The 26932-nt window shown below is 72.2% G+C and carries 19 protein-coding genes and 1 tRNA gene; 16 read left to right on the top strand and 4 right to left on the bottom strand.

The annotated features are described in order from the left end of the window. Nucleotides 1-12: 12 nt before the first annotated feature. The 3 genes from gltB to pyk all read left to right on the top strand — a co-directional run bounded on the left by gltB (nt 13) and on the right by pyk (nt 7571). The gene (gene gltB / locus ABD249_RS07585; RefSeq protein ID WP_344342280.1) at nt 13-4557 is read left to right on the top strand and encodes a glutamate synthase large subunit; all 4545 of its coding nucleotides are present in this window, start codon (nt 13-15) and stop codon (nt 4555-4557) included. After that, entirely contained in the window at nt 4550-6004 is a 1455-nt protein-coding gene (locus tag ABD249_RS07580) for a glutamate synthase subunit beta (protein WP_344342278.1), read from the top strand. Before gltB ends, ABD249_RS07580 begins: the two co-directional genes overlap by 8 nt. A gap of 61 nt (nt 6005-6065) precedes the next feature. Beyond that, nucleotides 6066-7571, top strand: coding sequence for a pyruvate kinase (pyk, locus tag ABD249_RS07575; protein ID WP_344342277.1), 1506 nt, complete (start codon nt 6066-6068; stop codon nt 7569-7571). A 63-nt stretch (nt 7572-7634) separates the two neighbouring features. Here the strand turns inward: pyk and ABD249_RS07570 are convergent. Continuing rightward, nucleotides 7635-7716, bottom strand: a tRNA-Leu gene (locus ABD249_RS07570). A 40-nt stretch (nt 7717-7756) separates the two neighbouring features. On the opposite strand from ABD249_RS07570, the gene ABD249_RS07565 reads away from it, so the two are divergent. Then, the gene (locus ABD249_RS07565; protein WP_344342275.1) at nt 7757-8401 is read left to right on the top strand and encodes an ANTAR domain-containing response regulator; all 645 of its coding nucleotides are present in this window, start codon (nt 7757-7759) and stop codon (nt 8399-8401) included. Between the two features lie 195 nt (nt 8402-8596). Here the strand turns inward: ABD249_RS07565 and ABD249_RS07560 are convergent, their stop codons facing one another. Beyond that, nucleotides 8597-9079 (bottom strand): hypothetical protein, encoded by a 483-nt coding sequence (locus tag ABD249_RS07560; protein ID WP_344342274.1) that lies wholly within the window; start codon nt 9077-9079, stop codon nt 8597-8599. Here ABD249_RS07560 and ABD249_RS07555 point away from each other — a divergent pair. Continuing rightward, complete coding sequence (locus tag ABD249_RS07555) at nt 9053-9556, top strand: endonuclease domain-containing protein (protein ID WP_344342273.1); 504 nt, start codon at nt 9053-9055, stop codon at nt 9554-9556. The genes ABD249_RS07560 and ABD249_RS07555 overlap by 27 nt on opposite strands. A gap of 316 nt (nt 9557-9872) precedes the next feature. On the opposite strand, the gene ABD249_RS07550 is transcribed toward ABD249_RS07555, so the two are convergent. Further along, complete coding sequence (locus ABD249_RS07550) at nt 9873-10298, bottom strand: PaaI family thioesterase (RefSeq protein ID WP_344342546.1); 426 nt, start codon at nt 10296-10298, stop codon at nt 9873-9875. 109 nt (nt 10299-10407) lie between these two features. Here ABD249_RS07550 and polA point away from each other — a divergent pair, with 109 nt between their 5' ends. The 5 genes from polA to rpsA all read left to right on the top strand — a co-directional run bounded on the left by polA (nt 10408) and on the right by rpsA (nt 17932). Continuing rightward, entirely contained in the window at nt 10408-13035 is a 2628-nt protein-coding gene (gene polA / locus ABD249_RS07545) for a DNA polymerase I (protein ID WP_425546303.1), read from the top strand. A gap of 33 nt (nt 13036-13068) precedes the next feature. Next, on the top strand, nt 13069-14070 hold the full coding sequence (locus tag ABD249_RS07540; protein ID WP_344342271.1) for an LLM class F420-dependent oxidoreductase: 1002 nt from the start codon (nt 13069-13071) through the stop codon (nt 14068-14070). 47 nt (nt 14071-14117) lie between these two features. Beyond that, nucleotides 14118-15800 (top strand): DUF885 domain-containing protein, encoded by a 1683-nt coding sequence (locus tag ABD249_RS07535; RefSeq protein WP_344342270.1) that lies wholly within the window; start codon nt 14118-14120, stop codon nt 15798-15800. Next, nucleotides 15797-16309, top strand: coding sequence for a hypothetical protein (locus tag ABD249_RS07530; protein ID WP_344342268.1), 513 nt, complete (start codon nt 15797-15799; stop codon nt 16307-16309). Before ABD249_RS07535 ends, ABD249_RS07530 begins: the two co-directional genes overlap by 4 nt. A gap of 165 nt (nt 16310-16474) precedes the next feature. Beyond that, complete coding sequence (rpsA, locus tag ABD249_RS07525) at nt 16475-17932, top strand: 30S ribosomal protein S1 (RefSeq protein ID WP_344342267.1); 1458 nt, start codon at nt 16475-16477, stop codon at nt 17930-17932. A 68-nt stretch (nt 17933-18000) separates the two neighbouring features. Here rpsA and ABD249_RS07520 read toward each other — a convergent pair whose 3' ends face one another. After that, complete coding sequence (locus ABD249_RS07520; RefSeq protein WP_344342266.1) at nt 18001-18618, bottom strand: DUF4126 domain-containing protein; 618 nt, start codon at nt 18616-18618, stop codon at nt 18001-18003. Between the two features lie 81 nt (nt 18619-18699). On the opposite strand from ABD249_RS07520, the gene coaE reads away from it, so the two are divergent. From coaE to ABD249_RS07490, 6 genes are read left to right on the top strand one after another with little or no spacing between them, the layout of a single operon-like run. Further along, nucleotides 18700-19302: a dephospho-CoA kinase gene (coaE, locus tag ABD249_RS07515; RefSeq protein WP_344342264.1), complete on the top strand. Its 603-nt coding sequence runs from the start codon at nt 18700-18702 to the stop codon at nt 19300-19302. Beyond that, nucleotides 19296-20768 carry a serine hydrolase domain-containing protein gene (locus ABD249_RS07510; protein ID WP_344342263.1) on the top strand — a complete coding sequence of 491 codons (1473 nt, stop codon included), beginning with the start codon at nt 19296-19298 and terminating at the stop codon, nt 20766-20768. The genes coaE and ABD249_RS07510 overlap by 7 nt, the downstream gene beginning before the upstream one ends. Nucleotides 20769-20777: 9 nt before the next feature. Next, entirely contained in the window at nt 20778-22829 is a 2052-nt protein-coding gene (uvrB, locus tag ABD249_RS07505) for an excinuclease ABC subunit UvrB (protein ID WP_344342261.1), read from the top strand. A gap of 23 nt (nt 22830-22852) precedes the next feature. Continuing rightward, entirely contained in the window at nt 22853-23614 is a 762-nt protein-coding gene (locus tag ABD249_RS07500; protein WP_344342260.1) for a LamB/YcsF family protein, read from the top strand. Next, complete coding sequence (locus tag ABD249_RS07495; RefSeq protein ID WP_344342258.1) at nt 23611-25203, top strand: 5-oxoprolinase subunit B/C family protein; 1593 nt, start codon at nt 23611-23613, stop codon at nt 25201-25203. Before ABD249_RS07500 ends, ABD249_RS07495 begins: the two co-directional genes overlap by 4 nt. Then, on the top strand, nt 25200-26927 hold the full coding sequence (locus ABD249_RS07490; RefSeq protein ID WP_344342257.1) for an ATP-binding protein: 1728 nt from the start codon (nt 25200-25202) through the stop codon (nt 26925-26927). The genes ABD249_RS07495 and ABD249_RS07490 overlap by 4 nt, the downstream gene beginning before the upstream one ends. Nucleotides 26928-26932 lie beyond the last annotated feature (5 nt).

Raw genomic sequence — 26932 nt, 5'->3', positions numbered from 1 at the left:
CGGAGGCTCGTCATGGCACCCATGCTCCGCCACCTCGGTGGTCACCCCGAAGCCGGGATGTACGACCCCACGCTCGACCGCGACTCCTGCGGCCTCGCGATGGTCGCCACCCTGCGCCGCAGCGCCGGCCACGACATCGTCGTGTCGGCGCTCGACGCGCTGCGCAACCTCGAGCACCGCGGGGCGGTGGGCTCCGACGCCGGCACCGGCGACGGCGCAGGCATCCTCACGCAGATGCCCGACGAGTTCCTGCGGGCCGTCGCGGGCTTCGCGCTGCCGCCGGTCGGCGCGTACGCGGCCGGGCTCGTCTTCCTCCCCACCGACCACGCCGAGCGTGCACGCGCGCGCTCGTCGATCGAGCGCATCGCCGGCGAGGAGCGCCTCACGGTGCTCGGCTGGCGCGAGGTGCCCACGCGCCCCGAGTCGCTCGGCGACCTCGCCCGCGCCTCGATGCCCGCCATCGAGCAGGTCTTCATCTCGTCGGCGGGCACCCAGGCGTCGGGCATCGACCTCGACCGCCTGACCTTCCGCCTGCGCAAGCGCATCGAGCGCGAGGTCGGCGACTACCTGCCGTCGCTGTCGGCGCGGACCATCACCTACAAGGGCATGGTCACGACGCTCCAGCTCGAGCCGTTCTACCCCGACCTGTCGGACGAGCGCTTCGCGACGCGACTGGCGATCGTGCACTCGCGCTACTCGACGAACACCTTCCCGTCGTGGCCGCTCGCGCAGCCGCTGCGCATGATCGCGCACAACGGCGAGATCAACACCGTCGAGGGCAACCGCAACTGGATGCGCGCGCGGCAGTCGCAGCTGCGCAGCGAGCTGCTCGGCGACCTCAAGCCGCTCTTCCCGATCATCACCCCGGGCATCTCCGACTCCGGGTCGTTCGACGAGGCGCTCGAGCTGCTCACGCTCTCGGGCCGCAGCCTGCCGCACGCGATGATGATGATGGTGCCGGAGGCGTGGGAGAACGCCACCGACCTGCCGACCGAGCTGCGCGAGTTCTACGAGTACCACTCGCTGCTCATGGAGGCGTGGGACGGCCCCGCGGCCATCTCGTTCACCGACGGCACGCTCGTCGGCGCGACGCTCGACCGCAACGGCCTGCGACCGGGCCGCTGGCTCGTCACCGACGACGGCCTCGTCGTCGTCGCGAGCGAGACGGGCGTGCTGCCCATCGACCCTGCGCGCGTCGTCCAGCGCGGTCGCCTCCAGCCCGGCCGCCTCTTCATCGTCGACACCGAGCACGGCCGCCTGCTCGACAACTTCCAGACGAAGATGGAGCTCGCGCGGTCGCAGCCGTGGGGCGAGTGGCTCGAGTCGAGCCGCATCCACCTCTCCGAGCTACCCGACCGCGAGCACGTCATCCACACGCCCGCCTCGGTCACCCGTCGCCAGCGCACCTTCGGCTACACGGAGGAGGAGGTGCGCATCCTGCTCACCCCCATGGCCGGCACCGGCGCCGAGCCGCTGGGCGCCATGGGGTCGGACACGCCCATCGCGGTGCTGTCCGAGCGCCCCCGGCTGCTGTTCGACTACTTCGCGCAGGCCTTCGCGCAGGTCACGAACCCGCCGCTCGACTCCATCCGCGAGTCGGTCGTCACGTCGATGCGCCTGGGCCTCGGGCCGGTCCGCAACCTGCTGACGGCGTCGGCGGCGCACGCGAGCCAGGTCATCCTCGACTTCCCCGTCATCGACAACGACGAGCTCGCGAAGATCCGCCACATCGACCGCACGCCCGGCTCTCGCCGGACGGTGACGATCTCGGCGCTCTACCCGGTCGACGGGGGAGCGGACGCGATGGTCGACCGCCTCGACGCCATGTGCGCCGAGGTCGACGAGGCGATCGCCGAGGGCGCGCAGTACGTCGTCATCTCGGACCGCGACTCGAACGAGCAGCTCGCGCCCATCCCGAGCCTCCTCGCGGTCTCGGCCGTGCACCATCACCTCATCGACGCCGAGACGCGCATGCGCGTCGGCCTCGTGGTCGAGACGGGCGACGTGCGCGAGGTGCACCACGTCGCGCTGCTCATCGGCTACGGCGCCTCCGCCGTGAACCCCTACCTCGCGATGGAGACCGCGGAGCAGCTCGCGATCACCGGCCGCCTCCCGGGCATCAGCCCCGAGGACGCCGTGCACAACGTCATCAAGGCGCTCGGCAAGGGCGTGACGAAGATCATGTCGAAGATGGGCATCTCGACCGTCGGGTCGTACGCGGGCGCGCAGGCGTTCGAGGCGGTCGGCCTGTCCGAGCAGCTCGTCGCCCGCTACTTCGAGGGCACGCCCACCCGCCTGGGCGGCGTCGGCGTCGAGGTGCTCGCGAGCGAGAGCGCCCAGCGCCACGCGATCGCGTACCCGCCGGAGAAGGCGCCGTTCGCGCACGAGGGGCTGCCGACCGGCGGCGAGTACCAGTGGCGCCGCGACAGCACGCCGCACCTGTTCAACCCCGAGACCGTCTTCCGCCTCCAGCACTCGACGCGCACGCGGCAGTTCGACGTGTTCCGCGAGTACTCGCGCGCCGTCGACGAGCAGGCTCGCGAGCTGAAGACGCTGCGCGGCATGTTCCGGCTGAAGACCGAGGACGTCACGCCCATCCCGATCGACGAGGTCGAGCCGATCTCCGAGATCGTCAAGCGCTTCTCCACGGGCGCGATGTCGTACGGCTCCATCTCGAAGGAGGCGCACGAGACGCTCGCGATCGCGATGAACCGGCTCGGCGCGAAGTCGAACACGGGCGAGGGCGGCGAGGACGTCGACCGGCTGCTCGACCCCGAGCGGCGCTCGTCGATCAAGCAGGTGGCGTCGGGTCGCTTCGGCGTCACGAGCATGTACCTCACGCACGCCGACGACATCCAGATCAAGATGGCGCAGGGCGCGAAGCCCGGCGAGGGCGGCCAGCTGCCCCCGGGCAAGGTGTACCCGTGGGTCGCGCGCACGCGGCACGCGACGAGCGGCGTGGGCCTCATCTCGCCGCCCCCGCACCACGACATCTACTCGATCGAGGATCTCAAGCAGCTCATCTTCGACCTCAAGCGAGCCAACCGCGACGCGCGCATCCACGTGAAGCTCGTCTCGCAGTCGGGCATCGGCGCGGTCGCCGCGGGCGTCGCGAAGGCGAAGGCCGACGTCGTGCTCGTCTCCGGCCACGACGGCGGCACGGGCGCGAGCCCCCTCAACTCGCTGAAGCATGCGGGCACGCCGTGGGAGATCGGGCTCGCCGAGGCGCAGCACACCCTCATGGTCAACGGCCTGCGCGAGCGGGTCGTCGTGCAGGTCGACGGCCAGCTGAAGACGGGTCGCGACGTGCTCGTGGGTGCGCTGCTCGGCGCCGAGGAGTACGGCTTCGCGACGGCGCCGCTCGTCGTCTCCGGCTGCATCATGATGCGCGTGTGCCACCTCGACACGTGCCCGGTCGGCGTCGCGACGCAGAATCCCGTGCTGCGCGAGCGCTACACGGGCAAGCCCGAGTTCGTCGTCACGTTCTTCGAGTACGTCGCGCAGGAGGTGCGCGAGCTGCTCGCGTCGCTCGGCCTGCGCTCGATCGACGAGGCCATCGGACGCTCCGAGCTGCTCGACGTCGACGACGCCATCCACCACTGGAAGGCCGACGGCCTCGACCTGCGCAAGGTGCTCGACGTGCCGGCCGACGCCGGCGAGCGCCGCAACCGCACGTCGCAGGACCACGAGCTCGACGACCAGCTCGACATGCGCCTCATCGACGAGGTGCTGCGCGCCCATCACGCCGGCGAGACCGTGCGCCTCGACATCCCCGTGGCGAACACCGACCGCGCCGTCGGCACGATGCTCGGCAACGAGGTCACGAAGCGCCACGGCGAGGCGGGCATGCCGCCGGACTCGATCGACATCACGCTGCGCGGCTCCGCCGGCCAGTCGCTCGGCGCCTTCATCCCGCGCGGCATCACGCTGCGCCTCGTCGGCGACGCGAACGACTACGTCGGCAAGGGACTCTCGGGCGGCCTCATCGCCGTGCGCCCCGACCCGACGGCGCCGTTCGTCGCCGAGCGCAACGTCATCGCCGGCAACGTCATCGGCTATGGCGCGACCTCCGGCTCGCTCCACATCCGCGGCATCGTCGGCGAGCGCTTCCTCGTGCGCAACTCCGGCGCGACCGCGGTGTGCGAGGGCACGGGCGACCACGCGCTCGAGTACATGACCGGCGGCATCGCCGTCATCCTCGGCACGACGGGCCGCAACCTCGGCGCCGGCATGTCGGGCGGCATCGCCTACGTGCTCGACCTCGAGGCCTCGCGCATCAACCGCGAGTCGCTCCACGCGGGCGAGCTGCTGCTCGAGCGGCTCAGCGAGGAGGACGAGATCGAGCTGCGCGCGATCCTCGAGCGCCACGTCGAGCTCACGGAGTCGGCGGTCGCGCAGCGCCTGCTCGACGCTCGCGGCGGGCTCACGGGCTTCACGAAGATCGTGCCGCGCGACTGGGCCGCCGTGCGGGACATCCGCAAGCAGGCCGAGGACGCGGGCATCGATCCCGACTCCGACCAGATCTGGAAGAGCATCCTGGAGGTGACCGGTGGCTGACCCCCGCGGATTCCTGAAGACGACCCAGCGCGAGGTCGCGCCGAAGCGCCCGGTGTCGGTGCGCATCCTCGACTGGAAGGAGATCGGCGAGCTCGGCGACAAGGCGGTGCTGCGCAGGCAGGCCGGACGCTGCATGGACTGCGGCGTGCCCTTCTGCCATCAGGGCTGCCCGCTGGGCAACCTCATCCCCGAGTTCAACGACCTCACGTGGCGCGGCGAGGGCCGGGCCGCGAGCGATCGCCTGCACGCGACGAACAACTTCCCCGAGCTCACGGGCCGCCTGTGCCCCGCGCCGTGCGAGTCGTCGTGCGTGCTCGGCATCAACCAGCCGGCCGTCACGATCAAGCAGGTCGAGCAGGCCATCGCGGTCGACGCGTTCCAGAACGGCTGGATCGAGCCGCACCCGCCGGCACGCCTCACGGGCAAGACCGTCGCGGTCGTCGGCTCGGGGCCCGCGGGCCTCGCGGCCGCGCAGCAGCTCACGCGCGCCGGCCACACCGTCGCCGTGTACGAGCGCGACGATCGCATCGGCGGCCTGCTGCGCTACGGCATCCCCGACTTCAAGCTCGAGAAGCGCACGATCGACCAGCGGCTCGCGCAGATGCAGGCGGAGGGCACGCGCTTCCGCGCGGGCGTCGACATCGGGCGCGACATCACGTGGGACGCCCTGCGGCAGCGCTTCGACGCCATCGTCGTCGCGACCGGCGCCATGGTGCCGAGGCAGCTGGCGATCCCCGGTCGCGACCTCGCGGGCGTGCACTACGCCATGGAGTACCTGACGCAGCAGAACCGCACGGTCGCCGGCACCTCGGTGTCGAGCCAGATCACGGCGGCGGGCAAGCACGTCGTCGTGCTCGGCGGCGGCGACACGGGCGCGGACTGCATCGGCACGGCGCACCGCCAGGGTGCGCTGTCGGTGACGAACCTCGCGATCGGCGCGCAGCCGCCGAGCGACCGGCCCGACCACCAGCCGTGGCCCATGCACCCCGCGATCTTCGAGGTGCAGTCGAGCCACGAGGAGGGCGGCGAGCGCACGTACCTCGCCTCCACGGTCGAGTTCGTCTCGAACGACGTCGGCGAGGTGCGGGCGATCCTGGTCGCCGAGACCGAGATCGTCGACGGCGTGCGGCAGCCGAAGCCGGGGACCGAGCGGGAGATCCCCGCCGACCTCGTGCTCCTGGCGCTCGGCTTCACCGGCGCCGAGGACGAGACCCTCGCAGGGCAGCTCGGCACCGACTTCTCCCGCGGCACGGTCTCCCGTGACGCGGACTACGCGACCTCGACGGAAGGCGTCTTCGTGGCTGGCGACGCCGGTCGAGGTGCATCGCTCATCGTGTGGGCGATCGCAGAGGGGCGCGCGGCGGCGGCAGCGGTGGACCGGTACCTGGAGGGGTCGACGACCCTGCCATCCCCGGTTCGCGCGACCGACCTCCCGATCCGCGCCTGAACCTGGAAGACTCGCGAGCGGCGCACGACGCCCCCGCAGAGTCCTATGTGAGAGAGAGCAGATGAGACGAGCGAAGATCGTCGCGACCTTCGGGCCGGCGCTGTCGGGCTACGAGCAGACGAAGGCCGCCATCGCGGCCGGCGTCAACGTGGCCCGCCTGAACCTGAGCCATGGCGCATATCCGGTCCACGAGGCCGTCTACGAGGACATCCGTCGGGCATCCGACGAGCTGGGGATGCCCGTGGGCATCCTCGTCGACCTGCAGGGGCCGAAGATCCGCCTCGGCAAGATCGCCGCAGGCCCGCAGGTGCTCGCCGACGGCGACACCTTCACCATCACGATCGAGGACGTCCCGGGCGACAAGGACGTCGTGTCCACGACGTTCAAGGGCCTGCCGGCGGACGTCGCACCCGGCGACCCGCTGCTCATCGACGACGGCCGCATCGCGCTCGAGGTCGTCTCGACCGACGGCGTGCGCGTCGTGACGAAGGTCGTCGTCGGCGGCAAGATCAGCGACAACAAGGGCATCAACCTGCCCGGCGTCGCCGTCAACGTCCCCGCCCTGTCCGAGAAGGACGAGGCGGACCTGCGCTGGGCGCTGCAGCTCGGCGCCGACATCATCGCGCTGTCCTTCGTGCGCGACGCGTCGGACATCACGCGCGTCCACGAGATCATGGACGAGGAGGGCCGTCGCCTCCCGGTGGTCGCCAAGGTCGAGAAGCCGCAGGCGGTCGAGAACCTCGCCGACATCATCGACGCGTTCGACGCGATCATGGTGGCGCGCGGCGACCTCGGCGTCGAGCTGCCGCTCGAGCAGGTGCCGCTCGTGCAGAAGCGCGCGGTCGAGCTCTCGCGTCGCTGGGCGAAGCCCGTCATCGTCGCGACGCAGGTGCTCGAGTCGATGATCGAGTCGCCCCGTCCGACGCGCGCCGAGGCGAGCGACTGCGCCAACGCCATCCTCGACGGCGCCGACGCGGTCATGCTCTCGGGCGAGACGAGCGTGGGTGCGTACCCGATCGTCACGATCCAGACGATGGCGCGCATCATCGAGTCGACGGAGGCGCACGGCATCACGCGCATCCCGCCGCTCGGCACGAAGCCGCGCACGCAGGGTGGCGCGATCACCCTCGCGGCACGCGAGGTCGCCGAGTTCGTCGAGGCGAAGGCCATCGTCGTCTTCACCGAGTCGGGCGACTCCGCACGCCGCATGTCGCGGCTGCGCTCGGGCATCCCGATGATCGGCCTGACGCCGGACCCCGAGATCGAGTCGCGCATGCAGCTCATCTGGGGCATGCAGACGTTCCTCGTCGACCGCGTCACGCACACCGACGAGATGATGGCGCTCGCCGACGACATCCTCATCGGTCGCGGGCTCGTCGAGATGGGCGAGAAGGTCGTGGTGATCTCCGGATCCCCTCCCGGCATCGCCGGCTCGACGAACGACCTGCGCGTGCACGTCGTCGGCGACGCGCACAACGAGGCGGCGCAGGCCTACCACGGCATCCGCCGCATCGAGGTGCCGACGAAGGCGCAGGCGCGAGCCCGCGAGTCGACGCCCACGGCCTGATCCGCTCCGGACGATGGACGCCCTCACCCGTCGGGTGGGGGCGTCCTGCGCGTGCGGCTCGCGTGCCGGCACAGGGACTCGAACCCTGACTCCGTGAGGAAGCGCAGTTTGAGTGCGCCGCGTCTGCCAATTCCGCCATGCCGGCGCAGGCGGGGGTCCGCGCGCGCATCCCATAGGCTAGTGGAATGACCGACGCGACGTTCCTGGAGCCCGAGCTTCCCGACGCGGAGCCCGCCACGGGCCGCGTGCGACGCCGCGTCGTCGTCGCGGAGGACGAGTCGCTCATCCGCCTCGACATCGTCGAGACGCTGCAGGACAACGGCTTCGAGGTCGTCGGCGAGGCCGGCGACGGCGAGAAGGCCGTCGAGCTCGCCACGGCGCTGCGCCCCGACCTCGTCGTCATGGACGTGAAGATGCCGAAGATGGACGGCATCTCGGCTGCCGAGAAGCTGTCCGAGGGCAAGATCGCGCCCGTCGTGCTGCTGACGGCCTTCTCGCAGAAGGAGCTCGTCGAGCGTGCGTCGGAGGCCGGCGCCCTCGCGTACGTCGTGAAGCCGTTCACGCCGAACGACCTGCTGCCCGCGATCGAGATCGCGCTGGCGCGCTACGACCAGATCCAGACGCTCGAGACCGAGGTCGCCGACCTCGCCGAGCGCTTCGAGACCCGCAAGCTCGTCGACCGTGCGAAGGGCCTGCTCGGCCAGCGCATGGGCCTGTCGGAGCCCGAGGCCTTCCGCTGGATCCAGAAGGCGTCGATGGATCGCCGCCTCACGATGGGCGAGGTCGCGCGCGCCGTCATCGAGCAGCTGGGCGACGGCAAGAAGGACTGACGCGTCGGCGCTGCGTGCCCGGCTGCGGACTGGTCACGTCTTGCGCTGACCGGTCACGTTCTGCGCCGAGAGGTCGCATCTCGTGCTCGAATGGTCCAGATCTGGACCGCTCGACCGTCGAATGGTCCAGATCTGGACCGATCGGTCTGCGCGCGGCGCAGGCTGCGACCGATTCGCACCTGCGAGCGACGTCCCTCACAGGTGGCTGCTCTCCACGGCCGACGATCCAGCCGCACGCGCGCTCGCGTCGAGTGGCACGGTGCGCGGATGCTCACCGACGACGCTCGCCCTGTCCGCGCCTTCCCCGTTCGTGCTGCGCTCGAGCACGGGTTCACGCCGCATGCCCTTCGCTCGGCCGCGCTCGCGTCGCCGACGTGGGGAGTTCGACTGCTCCAGCCGAGCGGAGAGCCCGCCCATGACCTGCTCGCCGCGCTCGAGGCGGTCCGGCGGCCCGACCAGTTCCTGTCGCACGCGTCGGCCGCGCGCATCCATGGCCTGCCGCTGCCGTCGCGGATCGGTACGCTGCCCATCCACCTCGCCTCGCCCTCGAGGGCGCCTCGCATGCGGCGGCCCGACGTCGTCGGACACCGGATCAAGGCGCGCGTCGTCGAGCTCGGAGGTCTGCGGGTCGAGTCCGTCGAGGACTGCTTCGTGCACGTCGCACGCCAGCTCGATCACGACGAGCTCGTCGCCGTCGGCGACGCGATCGTGGCGCGCGACCGGCCGGGGCGACTCGACGTCGCCGACCTCGCGCAGAACGCGGAGCGGTACCGCGGCGCGCGTGGCATGAGCCTCGTGCATCGCGCGCTCGGAGCGATCCGCGTCGGTTCCGAGTCACCGCAGGAGACGCGGCTGCGACTGATCCTCGTGCGCGGCGGGGTGCCCGAGCCGCAGCTGCAGGTGGAGGTCAGGGATCTGGACGGGCGGCTCATCGGGCGACTCGACATGGCGTGGCGGCGGCTGCGTCTCGGCGTCGAGTACGACGGTCAGCAGCACCGCACGGACGCGGTGCAGTACGCGAGGGACGTCGAACGTCATCGTCGCCTGCAGGACGCCGGCTGGCAGGTGATCCGCGTCAGCGCGCGCGACCTCGACGACGGCGGTCGGCGCATCGTCGCCCTCGTGCGAGCGGCGCATGCGCAGCGCCGGCCCTGAGGACTCGCACATGCCCCGGCGCGCAGCGACCGGTCACGATCGGTGCGGCGTGACGCTGGCTCGCACGTACCCGTCGCACTGCTCGTGGAGCGGTCGAGTCATGCGCGCCGACTGCATCGAGTGGTCCAGATGTGGACCTCTCGACGGGCGAACGGTCCAGATCTGGACCTCTCGGGCACCCGTTGCGACCGGTCGGCGCAGGACGTGACCGGTCGGCGCAGGACGTGACCGGTCGGCGCAGGACGTGACCGGTCGGCGCAGGACGTGACCCGTCGGCGCAGGACGCGACCGGTCGGAGGACGCGCCCGCCCCAGCCTCAGCGGTCGCGCAGGAGGTTCGTGATGCGGGCCGTCGAGATGCGGCGGCCGTCCTCGTCGGTGACGACGATCTCGTGCACCGTCATGGTCGAGCCGAGGTGCACGGCCGTGCACGTGCCCGTGACGGTGCCCGAGCGCACCGACCGCGTGTGCGTCGCGTTGATGTCGATGCCGACCGCGTAGCGGCCGAGCGTGATCGCGTGCGCGTTGGCCGACATCGATCCGAGGCTCTCGGCGAGCACGCAGTAGGCGCCGCCGTGGACGAGGCCGATCGGCTGGCGATTGCCCTCGGCGGGCATCGTCGCGACCGATCGGTCGGCCGAGAGCTCGGTGAACTCGATCCCCATGCGCTCGGCGAGCTCGCCGCGGCCGCGCTCGCCCAGGAGGTCGGACGCGCCCGGGCTCGACGCGACGTCGGAGGGGATCGCGTGCGGGGGAGTCGCGGGCGAGGTGGCGTCGGGCAAGGGTGCTCCTGGGTGCGGTGTCGCTGGTGCTGGCTAGGCTGGCTCCGTGCCGGACACGAAGCCTACCCTCATGGTCATCGACGGCCACTCGCTGGCGTTCCGCGCGTTCTTCGCGCTGCCGCTCGACAACTTCGTCAACAGCGAGGGGCAGCACACGAACGCCATCCACGGGTTCATCTCGATGCTGCTGCTCATCCTCAAGAACGAGCGGCCGACGCATCTCGCCGTCGCGTTCGACATCTCGCGGTTCTCCTTCCGCACGCGCGAGTTCGCCGAGTACAAGGGCACGCGCGCCGAGACGCCGCCGGAGTTCAAGGGGCAGATCCCGCTCCTCGAGGAGGCGCTGCAGGCCATGGGGATCCGCACGATCTCCAAGGAGGACTTCGAGGCAGACGACATCCTCGCGACCCTCGCCAAGCGCGGCGTCGCCGATGGCATGCAGGTCCTCGTCGTCTCCGGCGACCGCGACACCATCCAGCTCGTCAACGGCGACGTCACGCTGCTCTACCCGTCCGCGCGCGGCGTCTCCGAGCTCAAGCGCTACACGCCCGACACCGTGCGCGAGCGGTACGGCATCGAGCCGCACCAGTACCCCGAGATCGCCGCGCTCGTCGGCGAGACGAGCGACAACCTCCAGGGCATCGACAAGGTCGGCGAGAAGACGGCCGTCAAGTGGGTGCAGCAGTGGGGCACCGTCGACGAGATCCTCGCCCACGCCGACGAGATCAAGGGCGTCGTCGGCAACAACCTCCGCGAGCAGCAGGATCGCGCGCTGCGCAACCGCCGGCTCAACCGGCTCGTCGACGACGTCGAGCTGCCCATCGGTCCACTCGACCTCGCGCGGCAGCCGATCGACGAGGGCAAGGTGCGCGAGCTCTTCTCGCAGCGCCTCCAGTTCCGCACGCTCCTCGACCGCGTCCTCGCGCAGGAGGGGTCCGGCGCCGAGGGCGAGATCGCGCCCGCGGCCAACGCCCCGAAGGCGCCCGCCGTCCACACGATGGTCGACGAGGAGCTCGCGACCTGGCTCGAGCGTCAGAGCGGCGACGTCGCCGTGCACCTCGAGCGCACGGGCGACGCGCTGGCGGGCATCGGCCTGTCGACGGAGGCGTCGAGCGCGTACGTGCCGTACCAGGCGGGCACCGGCGACTACGACGCGCTCGTCGCCTGGCTCGCGGGCGACCACCCGAAGGTGCTGCACGACGCGAAGCTGCAGCGCCGCTGGCTGTGGGCCGCCGGCCTCGAGCTCGAGGGCGTCGTGCTCGACACGCGCATCGCCGCCTGGCTCGTAGCGCCGACGGCGCTGGCGAAGACGTACGAGCTCGACCACCAGGTGTTCGCCATCCTCGGCGAGGCCATGCCGAAGCCCGATCCCACGCAGCTCGTGCCCGACGTCGAGCCCAGCGCGACCGCGACGATCGCCTGGTACGTCAGCCGCATCGCCGGCCCGCTGCGCGCCAACCTCGACCCCGGCACGCTCGGCGTCGAGTCCGACATCGAGCTGCCGCTGCAGCCCGTGCTCACCCGCATGGAGAACGCGGGCGTCGCGATCGACGACACCGTCCTCGCCCGCATCCACGCCACCATGCGCGAGAAGGCCGACGGCCATGCGCGCGACGCATTCGCCGAGATCGGCCACGAGGTCAACCTCGGCAGTCCCAAGCAGCTGCAGACCGTGCTGTTCGACGAGCTGGGCATGCCGAAGACGCGCGCGACGAAGACCGGCTACTCGACCGACGCGAAGTCGCTCGCCGACCTGCAGGAGTCGAGCCCGCACGCCTTCCTCGGGCTGCTGCTGCAGCACCGCGAGGCCACGAAGCTCATGCAGATCATCGAGACGCTGCAGAAGGGCATCGGCCCCGACGCCCGCATCCGCACGACCTACGACCAGACGGGCTCGAACACCGGCCGCCTGTCGTCGAACGACCCCAACCTGCAGAACATCCCCATCCGCACCGACGTCAGCCGCGAGATCCGCACGGCGTTCGTGCACGGCGAGGGCTTCGAGACGCTGCTCACCGCCGACTACTCGCAGATCGAGATGCGCATCATGGCGCACCTGTCGGAGGATGCGGGTCTCATCGAGGCGTTCCACTCGGGCGAGGACCTCCACCGGTTCGTCGGCTCGCGCGTGTTCGGCGTCGACCCGGCCGACGTCACGCCGCTCATGCGCACGAAGGTCAAGGCGATGTCGTACGGCCTCGCCTACGGCCTCAGCGCCTTCGGCCTCTCGAAGCAGCTGCGCATCCCGCAGTCCGAGGCGAAGCAGCTCATGCTCGAGTACTTCTCGCGCTTCGGCGGCGTGCGCGACTACCTCCGCGGCGTCGTCATGCAGGCGAAGGACGACGGCTACACCACGACGATCTTCGGCAGGCGCCGCCCGTTCCCCGACCTCCACTCGGCCAACCGCGTGCTGCGCGAGAACGCCGAGCGACAGGCGCTCAACTCGCCCATCCAGGGCTCCGCGGCCGACATCATCAAGCGCGCCATGCTCGCGATCGACGCGCAGATGCTCGAGGAGGGCCTGCGCTCGCGCATGCTGCTGCAGGTGCACGACGAGCTCGTGTTCGAGGTCGCCGCCGGCGAGCTCGACCGCATGACCGAGATCGTGCGCGAGGGCATGGGCGGCGCGGCCGACCTGTCGGTGCCGCTCGACGTCGCGGTCGGCGTCGGCCCGAACTGGGATGCCGCGGGCCACTGATCCCGAGCCGCACGCGTCGGTAGGCTGCCGGTCATGACGCTGCGCACCGGACTCTTCATCCCGCAGGGCTGGCGACTCGACCTCGTCGACGTCGAGCCTGCCGACCAGTGGCGCACGATGCTCGACGTCGCGCGTCGTGCCGAGGCGGGGCCGTGGGAGTCGGTGTGGGTCTACGACCACTTCCACACGACCCCGCATCCCACGCACGAGGCGACGCACGAGGCGTGGTCGCTCATGGCGGCGCTCGCCGCGGCGACCGAGCGCGTGCGGCTCGGCCAGATGTGCACGTGCATCGGCTACCGCGAGCCGGCCTACCTCGCGAAGGTCGCCGCGACCGTCGATGCGATCTCCGGAGGTCGCGTCGAGATGGGCATCGGCGCCGGCTGGTACGAGCACGAGTGGCGCGCGTACGGCTACGGGTTCCCGGGCACGGGCGAGCGCATCGGCAGGCTCCGCGATGGGGTGCAGATCATGCAGCGCCTGTGGCACGACGGCGAGGCGACGCTCGAGGGCGAGTGGTACTCGGTCGACGGCGCCATCTGCCGTCCGCAGCCGCTGCAGCGGCGCGCCGACGGCACGCCGCACATCCCGACGTGGATCGCGGGCGGCGGCGAGCAGCGCACGCTGCGATACGCCGCCAAGTGGGGCGACGCGTCGAACTTCGGCGGCACCCCCGAGCAGTTCGCCCGCAAGCGCGACATCCTGCACCGCCACTGCGAGACCGCCGGACGCGACCCGGGCGAGATCGTCAACTCGACGAACCTCAACGTCGTCGTGCGCGAGACCGAGGCCGAGGCGCGTCGCGTCGTCGACGAGATCCACGCCCGCACCGATCGCACGCTGCCCGCCGACCAGGCCGGGGCGGCGTTCAAGGCGGAGGGCGCCGCGATCGGCAGCCCCGAGCAGGTCGCCGAGCGCATCCGCGCGCTGCAGGCCGCCGGCTGCGACTACCTCGTCGTCTACATGCCCGACGTCGCCTACGGCCTCGAGGGCGTCGACGCCTTCGAGGAGGGCGTGCTGCCGCTCGTCTCCTGAGGCGCGGCACCCGCTGCGGCGTGGGAGGCCGCCGGTAGGGTCGAGGCATGACGGAGACCCCGCAGGAACGACCCACCACGCCCATCGACGCGATCGCCGAGGCGGTCGTGCAGAAGGAGATCGAGCTCGAGCCGCGCACGCGCGTCTGGCTCGGCGCACCCGGTGACAAGACGCAGTACGGCGACCTCTCGCGCGAGGGCGTGCAGCCGCGCATCGAGGCCGCGCGCGGCGCCCTCGCGGCGCTCGCCGCCGAGGAGCCCGTCGACGACGTCGACTGGGTCACGAAGACCGACCTGTCGCGCGAGCTCGAGCTCGAGGTCGAGACGCTGGAGTCCGGCTGGTGGCAGCGCGACCTCAACAACATCGCCTCCGAGGCCCAGGGCATCCGCGACGTCTTCGACATGATGCCCACGGCGACCGAGGGCGACTGGTCCGACGTCTCCGGGCGCCTGCGCACGGTGCGCGGCGCCATCGAGGGCTACGTCGACTCCCTGCGCGCCGGCATCGAGGTGGGCAACACGCCCGCTCGGCGCCAGGTCGAGCAGGTGCTCGAGCAGCTGGACGACATCGGCGACGGCGCCGGCTTCTTCCACGACCTCGCGAACGGCGCGACGGCCGACGAGGGCGACCTCTCCCAGGGCCTCCGCAGCGACCTGCAGGGCGGCGCGCAGTCGGCGACGCTCGCCTACGGCGTGCTGCGCGACTTCCTCCGCGACGAGCTGCTGCCGGCAGCACGCGAGGAGGACGCGGTGGGCCGCGAGTTCTACCAGCTCATGTCGCGTCGCTTCCTCGGTGCCACCGTCGACCTCGACGAGACGTACGAGTGGGGCATCGAGGAGCTCGCCCGCATGCGCGAGGAGCAGGAGCGCATCGCGAACGAGATCCTCCCGGGCGCGAGCGTCCAGGAGGCGATCGCGCACCTCGACGGCGACGCATCGCGCAAGCTGCACGGCACCGACGCCCTCAAGGCGTGGATGCAGCGGACGAGCGACGAGGCGATCGCCGAGCTCGGCAAGACGCACTTCGACATCGCGAAGCCCATCGAGGCGCTCGAGTGCATGATCGCGCCGACGCAGACGGGCGGCATCTACTACACGGGTCCCGCCGACGACTTCTCGCGTCCGGGCCGAATGTGGTGGTCGGTGCCGAAGGGCGTCACCGAGTTCGACACGTGGCGCGAGCTCACGACCGTCTACCACGAGGGCGTCCCGGGGCATCACCTGCAGATCGCGCAGGCCACGTACAACCGCGAGCAGCTGAACACGTGGCGCAGGCTCGCGGGCACGTCGGGTCACGCCGAGGGCTGGGCGCTCTACGCCGAGCGCCTCATGGAGTCGCTCGGCTACCTCGACGACCCCGCCGACCGCCTCGGCATGCTCGACGGGCAGCGCATGCGCGCGGCGCGCGTCGTGCTCGACATCGGCGTGCACCTGGGCAAGCCGCGCCTCGACGGCACCGGCACGTGGGACTTCGACTACGCGTTCGACTTCATGCGCCAGAACGTCAACATGAACGAGCCGTTCGTGCGCTTCGAGGTCAACCGCTACTTCGGCTGGCCGGGACAGGCGCCCTCGTACAAGATCGGGCAGCGCATCTTCGAGCAGATCCGCGACGAGGCGAAGGCCGCCGAGGGCGACGCGTTCGACCTCAAGGACTTCCACATGCGCGTGCTGAACATCGGCGGCGTCGGCCTCGACACGCTCAAGGCCGCGGTCCTGCGGGGCCGATGAGCGCCGTCGACCGAGCGCACGAGATGCGCGGACCCGTCGAGACCTTCGGCGGGTTCGCGCACCTCGAGATCGCCGCGATCGACGACGAGCGGCGCCTCGCGACGCTGCTGGCCATCTGCGACGAGGCCCTCGAGGAGTCGCAGGCGCTGCTCGCGGCCCGACCCGACGCCCCGGGAGCCCCGCCCGTGTCCCCGCCGCCTGCGCCGGGGCTGCTCGCCGGGCTCCTCCGCGCGGCCGGCGGCGGCGACGAGGCGCGACGTGAGCGGCAGCGAGCCGAGATGGATGCGTGGTTCGAGCGGGTCGAGGCCCTCGAGGCCGCGACGACGGGCCGCGTCGCCGCCTGGCGCGCCGCGGTCGACGCCGAGTGGCTCGCGGGCGCGCTCGCCGATCGCGACGCCGCGCTCGAGTCGCTCGTCGAGCGCGGCGCCGCGACCCGCGAGATGGTCGACATCGTCGCCGAGCACCCGTTCGGCGACCTCATGCTCCGCGCTGCGCTCGCGCACGACTGATCCGCGACGGCACCGGGGGCGACGACCCTGGGTGCGTGGGCCATCCGGATGCGCTAGCCTTGAGCGTCGCTTCTGCGACCCCAGTTCCGCATGCTCGCGGGCGGATCCCCATCAGGATGCACGCGCGAGCCAGACTCTGTCCGAACCGAAGGCAACCAACACCACATGACCACTGCAACGACCAAGGCTCCGAAGCAGGTCGCCGTGAACGACATCGGCAGCGCCGAGGACTTCATGGCAGCCGTCGAGAAGACCCTGAAGTTCTTCAACGATGGCGACCTGATCGAGGGCACCGTCGTCAAGATCGACCGCGACGAGGTCCTTCTCGACGTGGGCTACAAGACCGAGGGCGTCATCCCCTCGCGCGAGCTCTCCATCAAGCACGACGTCGACCCGACGGAGGTCGTCGAGGTCGGCGACGCCGTCGAGGCGCTCGTCCTCCAGAAGGAGGACAAGGAGGGTCGTCTGATCCTCTCCAAGAAGCGTGCGCAGTACGAGCGCGCCTGGGGCGACGTCGAGAAGATCAAGGAGACCGACGGTGTCGTCACCGGCTCGGTCATCGAGGTCGTCAAGGGCGGTCTCATCGTCGACATCGGCCTGCGAGGCTTCCTGCCCGCGTCGCTCATCGAGCTCCGCCGCGTCCGCGACCTCACGCCCTACCTGGGCCAGGAGATCGAGGCCAAGATCCTCGAGCTCGACAAGAACCGCAACAACGTGGTCCTGTCGCGTCGTGCGCTGCTCGAGGAGACCCAGTCGGCCTCGCGCACGCAGTTCCTGGACGGCCTGCAGAAGGGCCAGATCCGCAAGGGCGTCGTCTCGTCGATCGTCAACTTCGGCGCATTCGTCGACCTCGGCGGCGTCGACGGCCTCGTGCACGTCTCGGAGCTCTCGTGGAAGCACATCGAGCACGCATCCGAGGTCGTCGAGGTCGGCCAGGAGGTCACGGTCGAGGTCCTCACGGTCGAGCGCGACCGCGAGCGCGTCTCCCTGTCGCTCAAGGCGACGCAGGAGGACCCGTGGCAGGTCTTCGCCCGCACGCACGCGATCGGCCAGCTCGCACCGGGCAAGGTCACGAAGCTCGTCACGTTCGGCGCCTTCGTCCGCGTCGCGGACGGCATCGAGGGTCTCGTGCACATCTCGGAGCTCTCCGAGAAGCACGTCGAGACGGCCGACCAGGTCGTGTCGGTCAACGACGAGGTCTTCGTCAAGATCATCGACATCGACCTCGAGCGTCGTCGCATCTCGCTCTCGCTCAAGCAGGCGAACTTCGACGTCGACCCCGAGGCGACCGAGTTCGACCCGGCGCTCTACGGCATGCTCGCCGAGTACGACGACCAGGGCAACTACAAGTTCCCCGACGGCTTCGACGCCGAGACGAACGAGTGGCGCGAGGGCTTCGACGAGCAGCGCGAGGCATGGGAGGCCGAGTACGCGGCCGCCCAGGCTCGCTGGGAGTCGCACAAGGAGCAGGTCAAGAACGCACGCGAGGTCGAGGCAGCCGACGTGGCCGCCGGCACCTCCACGGGCTCGACCTACTCCTCCGAGTCGAACGGCGGCGGCACGCTGGCCGACGACGAGGCGCTCGCAGCGCTCCGCGAGAAGCTCACGGGTCGCACCGACTGAGCCACCCCGCATCACGCACGAGGGCCGCATCCCCACGGGGATGCGGCCCTCGTCGCATGCGTGGCGGGCTAGGCCGCCGCGCCATCCGCGCGGTCGAGGGGGATGCCGGGGCCGCGCCTGCCGCGGCGGACGATGGCGACGACGATCGCGACGAGCACGAGGATGCCGACGACGACGAGCACGGGCATCACGATCGCGAGCACCGTCATGCCGACGGCGCCGACGTCCTCGAACGTCGAGATGACGGGCGCGGCCGTGCCGCCCGTCGCGACGTTCGCGATGGGTCGCACGGCCATCTTCGTGCCGTGCACGACGAGCGCGATGACGGCGCCGACGACGATCGGCACCCATTGGTTCGACGCGAAGAACGCTGCGGGATCGGTGACGGCCATCGTCGACGCCGTGGAGGAGGAGCCGAAGACGAGTCCGCCCGCCGTGGGCCGCACGACGGTCTGCAGCACGTCGTTGACCGTGTCGACCGCCGGGATCTTGTCGGCGACGACCTCGACGACGAGCAGCACGGCGACGATGCCGAGCACCCACTCGTTCGACAGCCACGCCCAGCCCTCCGGCAGCTGCATGAGCTGCGGGAGGAAGCGGTTCGCGACGCCGACCGCGAGGAGGGGGATGTAGGCGTTCATGCCCGCGGCCGCCGCGAGGCCGGAACCGGTGAGGAGCTCGAGCATCCGTGCCTCCTGGCCGGGGGAGCATCCCCCTCGCGCAGATGGTAGCCCCGCGAGGTCGGACGGTCCTGGGATGATGGGCGGATGCAGCTCATCGGCCTCACCGGCGGCATCGCAGCCGGCAAGTCCACCGTCGCGGCGAGGCTCGCCGAGCACGGCGCCATCGTGATCGACGCCGACCGCGTCGCCCGGGAGGTCGTCGAGCCCGGCGAGCCCGCCCTCGACCGCATCGCCGAGCGCTTCGGCGCGCACGTCGTCGTCGGCGGCGCGCTCGACCGCGCGGCGCTCGGCGCGATCGTCTTCGCCGACGCTGCCGCGCGTCGCGACCTCGAGCGGATCACGCATCCCGCCGTGCAGTCGCGCGTGGCCGCACGCATCGCCGAGCACGCGGGCGATCCCGACGCCGTCGTCGTGTACGACGTGCCGCTGCTCGTCGAGGCGCGCGTGCCGCATGACTTCGCCGGGGTGGTCGTCGCGCACGCTCCGGCCGAGCAGCGCATCGCGAGGCTCGTCGCGCTGCGCGGCATGGAGCAGGCCGAGGCCGAGCGGCGCGTGCGCTCGCAGGCCTCCGACGACGAGCGACTCGCCGTCGCCGACGTCGTGGTCGACACGTCGGGCACGATGGAGCAGACGATCGCGCAGACCGACGCGCTGTGGTCCGCGATCCAGGAGGGGACGGCATGGTGAAGGAGTCCGACGCGTCGGTCGCCGCGCGCAACGCGCTCGACCATCTCGTGAGCTGGATCGAGTACCGCGTGTGGCGCACGCGCGTGCCGGGCGCGCAGGTCGCGATCTGGTTCGGCGGAGGCCTGCGCATGTCGAAGGCGTTCGGCGTCGCCGACGTGTCGACGGGGGAGCGGCTCACGCCGACGCATCAGTTCCGCGTCGCCAGCCACTCGAAGATGCTCGCGGCGACGACGGTGCTGCAGCTCGTCGAGCAGGGCAGGCTCCGGCTCGACGACGTCGCGAGCGAGCACGTGGCGCAGCTGCGGGGCACGGGCGCCGAGCACGTCACGATCCGCGAGCTGCTCTCGCACGGCTCCGGCATCACGCGCGACTCGGCCGACACGTCGTTCTGGTCGCTCCAGCGGCCGTTCCCCGACGCCGCCGAGCTCGACGCCATCCTCGCCGAGCCGCTCGACGTGCTGCCGACGGCGACCTCGTTCAAGTACTCGAACGTCGGCTACGGCATCCTCGGGCTCGTCGTCGAGACGGTGACGGGCTCGCGCTACGAGGAGCACCTGCGCGAGGCGGTCCTCAAGCCGCTCGGCCTCGCGCGCACCGTGCCCGACGTCGACGCGCGCAAGAGCGCCCGACTCGTGTCGTCGCACTCGGGCATCCACACGTCGATGACGCGCGAGGTGCTCGAGAGCCCGTCGTCGGGCTCGCTCGCGGCCGCGACGGGGTTGACGTCGACCGCGGCCGAGCTCGTGCGCTTCGCCGCCGCGCAGTTCCTCGGCTCGGGCGAGCTGCTCGACGACCGGTCGAAGCGGCGCATGGCGCAGCAGCAGTGGTCGACCCGCGAGCGCGACGGCGTCGCCGCCGGCTACGGGCTCGGCATGCAGCTGCGCGACGTCGCGGGTCGCACGTGGCTCGGCCACGGCGGAGGCTGGCCCGGGCAGAGCACCCGCACCCTGTTCGAGCCGCGGCTCGGCATCGCCGTGAGCGTGCTGACGAACGCGATCGACGGTCCCGCCGCCGAGCTCGCCGAGGGCATCGTCGAGATCCTCATGGCCACGCAGCGCCGCGACGCGGACGACCTCGCGATGACGTCGGGGCACGACGTGCCCGAGCACGGCTCGGCCGCGATGGCGCCCGTGCGCGGGGCGCGCCGCGTCGACCTCATGCGGTTCACGGGGCGCTTCCAGAGCCCGTGGCAGCTCGTCGACGTCGTGCGCCTCGGCGACGCCCTCTACGCCATCCCGCCCGGCGCCGCGGCACCCATGGCGTCGGCGCAGCGCCTGCGCGTCCTCGACGAGCAGACGCTCGTCGTCGACGACGCGAGCGGCTACGGATCGGTGGGCGAGCCCATCCGCTACGAGTTCGACGCGCGCGGCTCCGTCCGCCGCATCACGGGCGGCTGGCGGCTCGAGCCGGCCCGATCGCTGGAGGCGTACCGCCAGGATGCGAGCGCTGTCGGTGGTCGCTCCTAGGCTCGAGGCATGGAACCGACGCGCGCCGTACGGCCATTCGAGGTCATCTCCGAGTACACCCCCTCGGGCGACCAGCCGAAGGCCATCGCCGAGCTCGCCGCTGCCGTGAACCGCGGCGAGACGGACGTCGTGCTGCTCGGCGCGACGGGCACCGGCAAGTCGGCGACGACGGCCTGGCTCGTCGAGGCCGTCCAGCGCCCGACGCTCGTGCTCGCGCACAACAAGACGCTCGCGGCGCAGCTCGCCAACGAGTTCCGCGAGCTGCTGCCGAACAACGCCGTCGAGTACTTCGTGTCGTACTACGACTACTACCAGCCCGAGGCGTACGTCCCGCAGACCGACACCTTCATCGAGAAGGACTCCTCGCTCAACGCCGAGGTCGAGCGACTGCGCCACTCGGCCACGAACGCGCTGCTCTCGCGCCGCGACGTCGTCGTCGTGTCGACGGTGTCGTGCATCTACGGCCTCGGATCGCCGGCCGAGTACCTCGAGGCGATGATCGCGCTGCAGGTCGGCATGCGCATCGACCGCCAGGATCTCCTGCGCCGCTTCGTGAGCATGCAGTACCAGCGCAACGACGTCGCGTTCGAGCGCGGCACGTTCCGCGTGCGCGGCGACACGATCGAGATCATCCCGATGTACGAGGAGCAGGCGATCCGCATCGAGCTCTTCGGCGACGAGATCGAGGCGATCTCGCGGCTGCACCCCCTCACGGGCGAGGTGCTGCAGCGGCTCGACGCCGTCTCGGTCTTCCCCGGCAGCCACTACGTGTCCGGCTCCGACCGCATGCAGCGGGCGATGGTCCGCATCCGCGACGAGCTCGACGCACGCCTGCAGCAGCTCGAGCGCGAGGGCAGGCTGCTAGAGGCCCAGCGGCTGCGCATGCGCACGACGTTCGACCTCGAGATGATGGAGCAGATCGGCTTCTGCTCGGGCATCGAGAACTACTCGCGGCACATCGACGGGCGCGAGGCCGGCGAGGCGCCCGACTGCCTCCTCGACTACTTCCCCGACGACTTCCTCGTCGTGATCGACGAGTCGCACGTCACGATCCCGCAGATCGGCGCGATGTACGAGGGCGACGCGAGCCGCAAGCGCACGCTCGTCGAGCACGGCTTCCGCCTGCCGTCCGCGCTCGACAACCGCCCGCTGAAGTTCGACGAGTTCCTCGACCGCGTGCCGCAGAAGGTCTACCTGTCGGCAACGCCCGGCAAGTATGAGATGGGCCTCGCCGACACCATCGTCGAGCAGATCATCCGTCCGACGGGCCTCGTCGACCCCGAGCTCGTCGTCAAGCCCGTCGAGGGCCAGATCGACGACCTGCTCGAGGAGATCCGCACGCGCGCCGAGCGCGACGAGCGCGTGCTCGTCACGACGCTGACGAAGCGCATGGCCGAGGAGCTCACCGAGTACCTCACCGAGGCCGGCGTGCGGGTGCGCTACCTCCACTCCGACGTCGACACCCTCCGTCGCGTCGAGCTGCTGACGCAGCTGCGAGCCGGCGTCTTCGACGTCCTCGTCGGCATCAACCTGCTCCGCGAGGGCCTCGACCTCCCCGAGGTGTCGCTCGTCGCGATCCTCGACGCCGACAAGGAGGGCTTCCTGCGCTCGTCGACGTCGCTCATCCAGACGATCGGCCGCGCAGCCCGCAACGTCTCGGGCGAGGTGCACATGTACGCCTCGAGGATCACCGACTCGATGCGCCTCGCCATCGACGAGACCGACCGCAGGCGCGAGATCCAGCGTGCCTACAACACCGAGCACGGCATCGACCCGACGCCGCTGCGCAAGAAGATCGGCGACATCACGGCGATGCTCGCGCGCGAGGAGGCCGACACCGCCGAGCTCCTCTCCAACACCAGGCGCGGCGCGCCGACGCCGCGGCTCGCGAAGGACCGATCGCCGCTCGACGGACCTGCGCAGCTCGAGTCGATCATCGCCGACCTCTCGGCGCAGATGTCCGAGGCCGCCGGCGAGCTGAAGTTCGAGCTCGCCGCCCGCATCCGCGACGAGCTGCACGACCTCAAGCGCGACCTCCGCCAGCTGCGCGAGGCCGGCTGAGCCCGGGCAGCGGGGCCGCGCGCATGACCTCGATCGACCTGAACGCCGACCTCGGCGAGAACGTGCCGAGCCGCGTCGTGGCCGACGATGCCGCGATGCTGCGCATCGTGACGAGCGCCAACGTCGCGTGCGGGTTCCACGCCGGGAGCCCGGAGGGCATCCGCGCGACGCTCGTCGGGGCCGTCGCGCGCGGCGTCGCGATCGGCGCGCATCCCGGCTACGACGACCTCGAGGGCTTCGGCCGTCGCGAGGTCGACGTCGACGACGCGACGCTGCAGGCCCAGGTCGAGTACCAGCTCGGCGCCGTCGGCGGGCTCGCGACCGCGGCCGGCGGCCGCGTCGCCTACGTCAAGCCGCACGGCGCGCTCTACGCCGCCGTCGCGCGCGACGAGCGGCGTGCGCGCGTGGTCGCCGCCGCGGTGCGAGCGATCGATCCCTCGCTCGTGCTGCTCGGGCTCGCCGGCTCGCGCGGGCTCGACGTCGCCGAGCATGCGGGGCTCGAGGTCGTCGCCGAGGCCTTCGCCGACCGCGCCTACGCACCCGACGGCTCGCTCGTGCCGCGGTCGCAGCCCGGTGCCGTGCTGCACGATCCCCGCGTCGTCGCCGCCCGGATGGTGCGGCTGGCCCGCGAGGGCGTCGTCGACGCGATCGACGGCTCGTCGATCGCCGTGCACGCTCGATCGATCTGCGTGCACGGCGACAGCCCGGGCGCCGTCGCGATGGCCGAGGCGACGCGCGAGGCGCTGCGAGGCGCCGACGTCGAGCTCGCTCGCTTCACGGCATGACGCGCGTGCGCGTCGCCGGCGAGGCGGCCCTGCTGCTCGAGGCGGCCGACCTCGACGAGGCCGTCCGGCTGCTCCCTCGCCTGCGCGAGGCCGCCATCGCGGGCGTCACCGAGCTCGTGCCGGGTGCCCGCACGATCCTCGTGCGGTTCGACCCGCGCGTCGTCGCCGAGCGCGACCTCGCCGCGCGCCTGACGGCGGTCGAGCCGGTCGCGCACCCGCCGGCGGGCGGTGCCCTCGTCACCATCCCGGTCCGCTACGACGGGCAGGACCTCGACGACGTCGCCGCGCTCCTCGGCGTCACGACCGACGCCGTGGTCGCACGCCACGTGGGCGCGACGTGGCGCGTCGCCTTCACCGGGTTCGCGCCGGGATTCGCCTACCTCGTGGCCGACGGCGCCGCCCCCGGGCTCGAGGTGCCCCGGCGAGCGAGCCCGCGCCCGCGCATCCCTGCAGGGTCCGTCGGCCTCGCGGGGGCCTTCTCGGGCGTCTACCCCCGTGAGGGGCCCGGCGGCTGGCAGCTCCTCGGCCGCACCGACGCGCGCATGTGGGACCTCGAGCGCGACGAGCCCGCGCTGCTCGCCCCGGGCGCGACCGTGCGCTTCGCGCGCGCGCCGCGCGAGCGCCTCGCCGTGTCCGGTCCGAGCAGCCGCGCCACGGGCCCGTCCGCGCGGCACGCGGCCTCGACGCATGCGCTCGAGGTCGTGCGGCCCGGCGTGCGGCTGCTCGCGCAGGATCTCGGCCGCCCCGGTCTCGCGGCGCTGGGCGTCGGCCGCTCGGGGGTCGCCGACCGGGCGGCCCTGCGGACGGCGAACCGTGCGGTCGGCAACCTCGCGCACGTCGCGGCGCTCGAGGCGGCCGGCGGCGGCGTCGTCCTGCGCGCACGCGGCGCGTCCGTCGTCGCGATCGCAGGCGGGCGCTGCGACGCGACGGTCGTCGGACGCGCCGGCACGGGCGTCGTCGCCCACGGCGAGCCCGCGGCGCTCGACGACGGCGACGAGCTGCGGCTCGGCACCATCCGCACCGGCGCGCGCGTCGTCGTGGCCGTCCGCGGCGGCATCGCCCTCGAGCCGGTGCTCGGCAGCCTCTCGACCGACACCCTCGCGGGCCTCGGCCCCGCGCCGCTCGCCGCGGGCGACGTCGTGCCGCTGCACGGCCCGGCGGCGGCGCCGCACGCCGTCGATCCCGTCCCCGAGCAGCGCGGCGAGCTGCCTGCGGCAGGCGACGAGGTCGAGCTGCGCATCGTGCTCGGCCCCCGCGCCGACTGGCTCGCGCCCGCGGCGATCGCGATGCTCACGACCCACCCCTGGGAGGTCACGACCACGTCGGACCGCGTCGGCCTCCGCCTCGCCGGTCCCGCCCTCGAGCGCGGACGCGTCGACGAGCTGCCGAGCGAGGGCGTGGTCGCCGGCGCCATCCAGGTGCCGCCCGACGGACGCCCGGTGCTCTTCCTCGTCGACCATCCGCTCACGGGCGGCTACCCGGTCGCGGCCGTCGTCGTCGACGCCGACCTCGACCTCGCCGGCCAGGTGCCCCCGGGCGCTCGCATCCGGCTCCGCGTCCACGACCCCAGCATCGGAGCGCCCGCATGACCCGCATCCGCACCGTCCTCATCGCCAACCGCGGCGAGATCGCCGTCCGTGTGGCGCGGGCGTGCGCGGAGGCGGGCATCCGGTCGGTCGCCGTCTACGCCGACCAGGACGTCGACGCTCTGCACGTGCGCGTGGCCGACGCGGCGATCGCGCTCGAGGGCACGACGGCGGCCGAGACCTATCTCGACATCCCGTCGCTGCTCGCCGCCGCCACGGCGTCCGGTGCCGACGCCGTGCACCCCGGGTACGGCTTCCTGTCCGAGCGGGCCGACTTCGCCCGAGCGGTCGAGGACGCGGGGCTCACGTGGATCGGGCCGACGCCCGCGTCGATCGAGTCCCTCGGCGACAAGGCGTCGGCGCGCCGCATCGCCATCGCGGCGGGCGCACCCGTGGTGCCGGGCATCGATCGCCCGCTCGCGGACGCCGCCGAGGCGGTGGCGTTCGCACGCGAGCACGGGCTGCCGGTCGTGGTGAAGGCGGCGTTCGGCGGCGGCGGTCGCGGCATGCGCGTCGCGCGCACGCTCGAGGAGGTGCCCGAGGCGTTCGCCGCGGCGACGCGGGAGGCCGTGGCGGCGTTCGGCCGCGGCGAGTGCCTCGTCGAGCGGTTCCTCGAGCATCCGCGACACGTCGAGGTGCAGGTGCTCGGCGATGGTCGCGGCGGCGTCGTGGTGGTGGGCGACCGCGACTGCTCGCTGCAGCGACGCGGGCAGAAGCTGCTCGAGGAGGCGCCGGCCCCGCAGCTCGACGACGCGCAGCGCGCACGCATCCACGCTGCCGCCCGTGCCGTCTGCTCCGCGGTCGACTATCGCGGCGCAGGCACGGTCGAGCTGCTCCTCGCACGCGACGGCACGCTCGCGTTCCTCGAGGTCAACGCCCGGCTGCAGGTCGAGCACCCCGTGACGGAGGCCGTCACGGGCGTCGACCTCGTGCGCGAGCAGCTGCGCATCGCCGAGGGGCTCGGGCCGTCGTTCACGGCGACCCCGGCGCCGCGCGGCCACGCGATCGAGCTGCGCGTCAACGCCGAGGACCCCGGGCGCGGCTTCCTGCCGAGCCCGGGGCGCATCGAGGCGCTGCGGGTGCCCGGCGGGCCGGGGGTGCGATGGGATGCGGGCGTCGAGGCGGGCGATCGCGTCGAGGCCGCGTTCGACTCCCTCATCGCGAAGCTCGTCGTGCATGCACCCGATCGCGACGCTGCGCTGGCACGCCTGCGCCGCGCGCTCGGCGAGCTCGAGGTCGTGGGGGTGCCGACCACCGCGGCGTTCGCGCGCGCCGTGCTCGACGAGCCCGCGTTCGCGACGGCGACCTTCGCGGCGTCGACGCAGTGGGTGGAGGCGGAGGTCATGCCGCGCATCGAGCCGCAGCTGCGCGCCTCGCCCGTGCCGAGCGCGGCGCTGCGGCGCATCGCGATCGAGGTCGACGGGCGACGGGTCGTCCTCGGGCTGCCGGACGCCGTGCTCGCGGCCGCCTCGGGCGGGGGAGCCGCAGGCCTGGCCCTGGACGACGCGGGCGTCGACGCCGCGGCGCTCGAGGCTCCGGCGCCCGGCACGCTCGTGCGCTGGCTCGTCGACGACGGCGCGACGGTCGTCGAGGGGGAGCGCGTCGCCGTGCTCGACGCCATGAAGATGGAGACGCCGGTCGTCGCGCACCGCGCCGGCACGCTCGCTCGCGCGATCGCGGAGGGCGCGACCGTCGCCGCAGGTGCCGCGATCGCTCGCATCGCCTGAGCGGC

This window comes from Agrococcus versicolor (assembly GCF_039531815.1).
Classification (GTDB): Bacteria; Actinomycetota; Actinomycetes; order Actinomycetales; family Microbacteriaceae; genus Agrococcus; species Agrococcus versicolor.
This window is presented reverse-complemented; position numbering and strand designations above follow the sequence as displayed.

What these genes read in the sequence shown, in the direction of transcription:
- gltB (WP_344342280.1), top strand. Translation starts at nt 13, where the DNA reads ATGGCACCCATGCTCCGCCACCTCGGTGGTCACCCCGAAGCCGGGATG.
- pyk (WP_344342277.1), top strand. Translation starts at nt 6,066, where the DNA reads ATGAGACGAGCGAAGATCGTCGCGACCTTCGGGCCGGCGCTGTCGGGC.
- ABD249_RS07565 (WP_344342275.1), top strand. Translation starts at nt 7,757, where the DNA reads ATGACCGACGCGACGTTCCTGGAGCCCGAGCTTCCCGACGCGGAGCCC.
- polA (WP_425546303.1), top strand. Translation starts at nt 10,408, where the DNA reads ATGGTCATCGACGGCCACTCGCTGGCGTTCCGCGCGTTCTTCGCGCTG.
- ABD249_RS07540 (WP_344342271.1), top strand. Translation starts at nt 13,069, where the DNA reads ATGACGCTGCGCACCGGACTCTTCATCCCGCAGGGCTGGCGACTCGAC.
- ABD249_RS07535 (WP_344342270.1), top strand. Translation starts at nt 14,118, where the DNA reads ATGACGGAGACCCCGCAGGAACGACCCACCACGCCCATCGACGCGATC.
- ABD249_RS07530 (WP_344342268.1), top strand. Translation starts at nt 15,797, where the DNA reads ATGAGCGCCGTCGACCGAGCGCACGAGATGCGCGGACCCGTCGAGACC.
- rpsA (WP_344342267.1), top strand. Translation starts at nt 16,475, where the DNA reads ATGACCACTGCAACGACCAAGGCTCCGAAGCAGGTCGCCGTGAACGAC.
- ABD249_RS07520 (WP_344342266.1), bottom strand. Translation starts at nt 18,618, where the DNA reads ATGCTCGAGCTCCTCACCGGTTCCGGCCTCGCGGCGGCCGCGGGCATG.
- coaE (WP_344342264.1), top strand. Translation starts at nt 18,700, where the DNA reads ATGCAGCTCATCGGCCTCACCGGCGGCATCGCAGCCGGCAAGTCCACC.
- ABD249_RS07510 (WP_344342263.1), top strand. Translation starts at nt 19,296, where the DNA reads ATGGTGAAGGAGTCCGACGCGTCGGTCGCCGCGCGCAACGCGCTCGAC.
- uvrB (WP_344342261.1), top strand. Translation starts at nt 20,778, where the DNA reads ATGGAACCGACGCGCGCCGTACGGCCATTCGAGGTCATCTCCGAGTAC.
- ABD249_RS07500 (WP_344342260.1), top strand. Translation starts at nt 22,853, where the DNA reads ATGACCTCGATCGACCTGAACGCCGACCTCGGCGAGAACGTGCCGAGC.
- ABD249_RS07495 (WP_344342258.1), top strand. Translation starts at nt 23,611, where the DNA reads ATGACGCGCGTGCGCGTCGCCGGCGAGGCGGCCCTGCTGCTCGAGGCG.
- ABD249_RS07490 (WP_344342257.1), top strand. Translation starts at nt 25,200, where the DNA reads ATGACCCGCATCCGCACCGTCCTCATCGCCAACCGCGGCGAGATCGCC.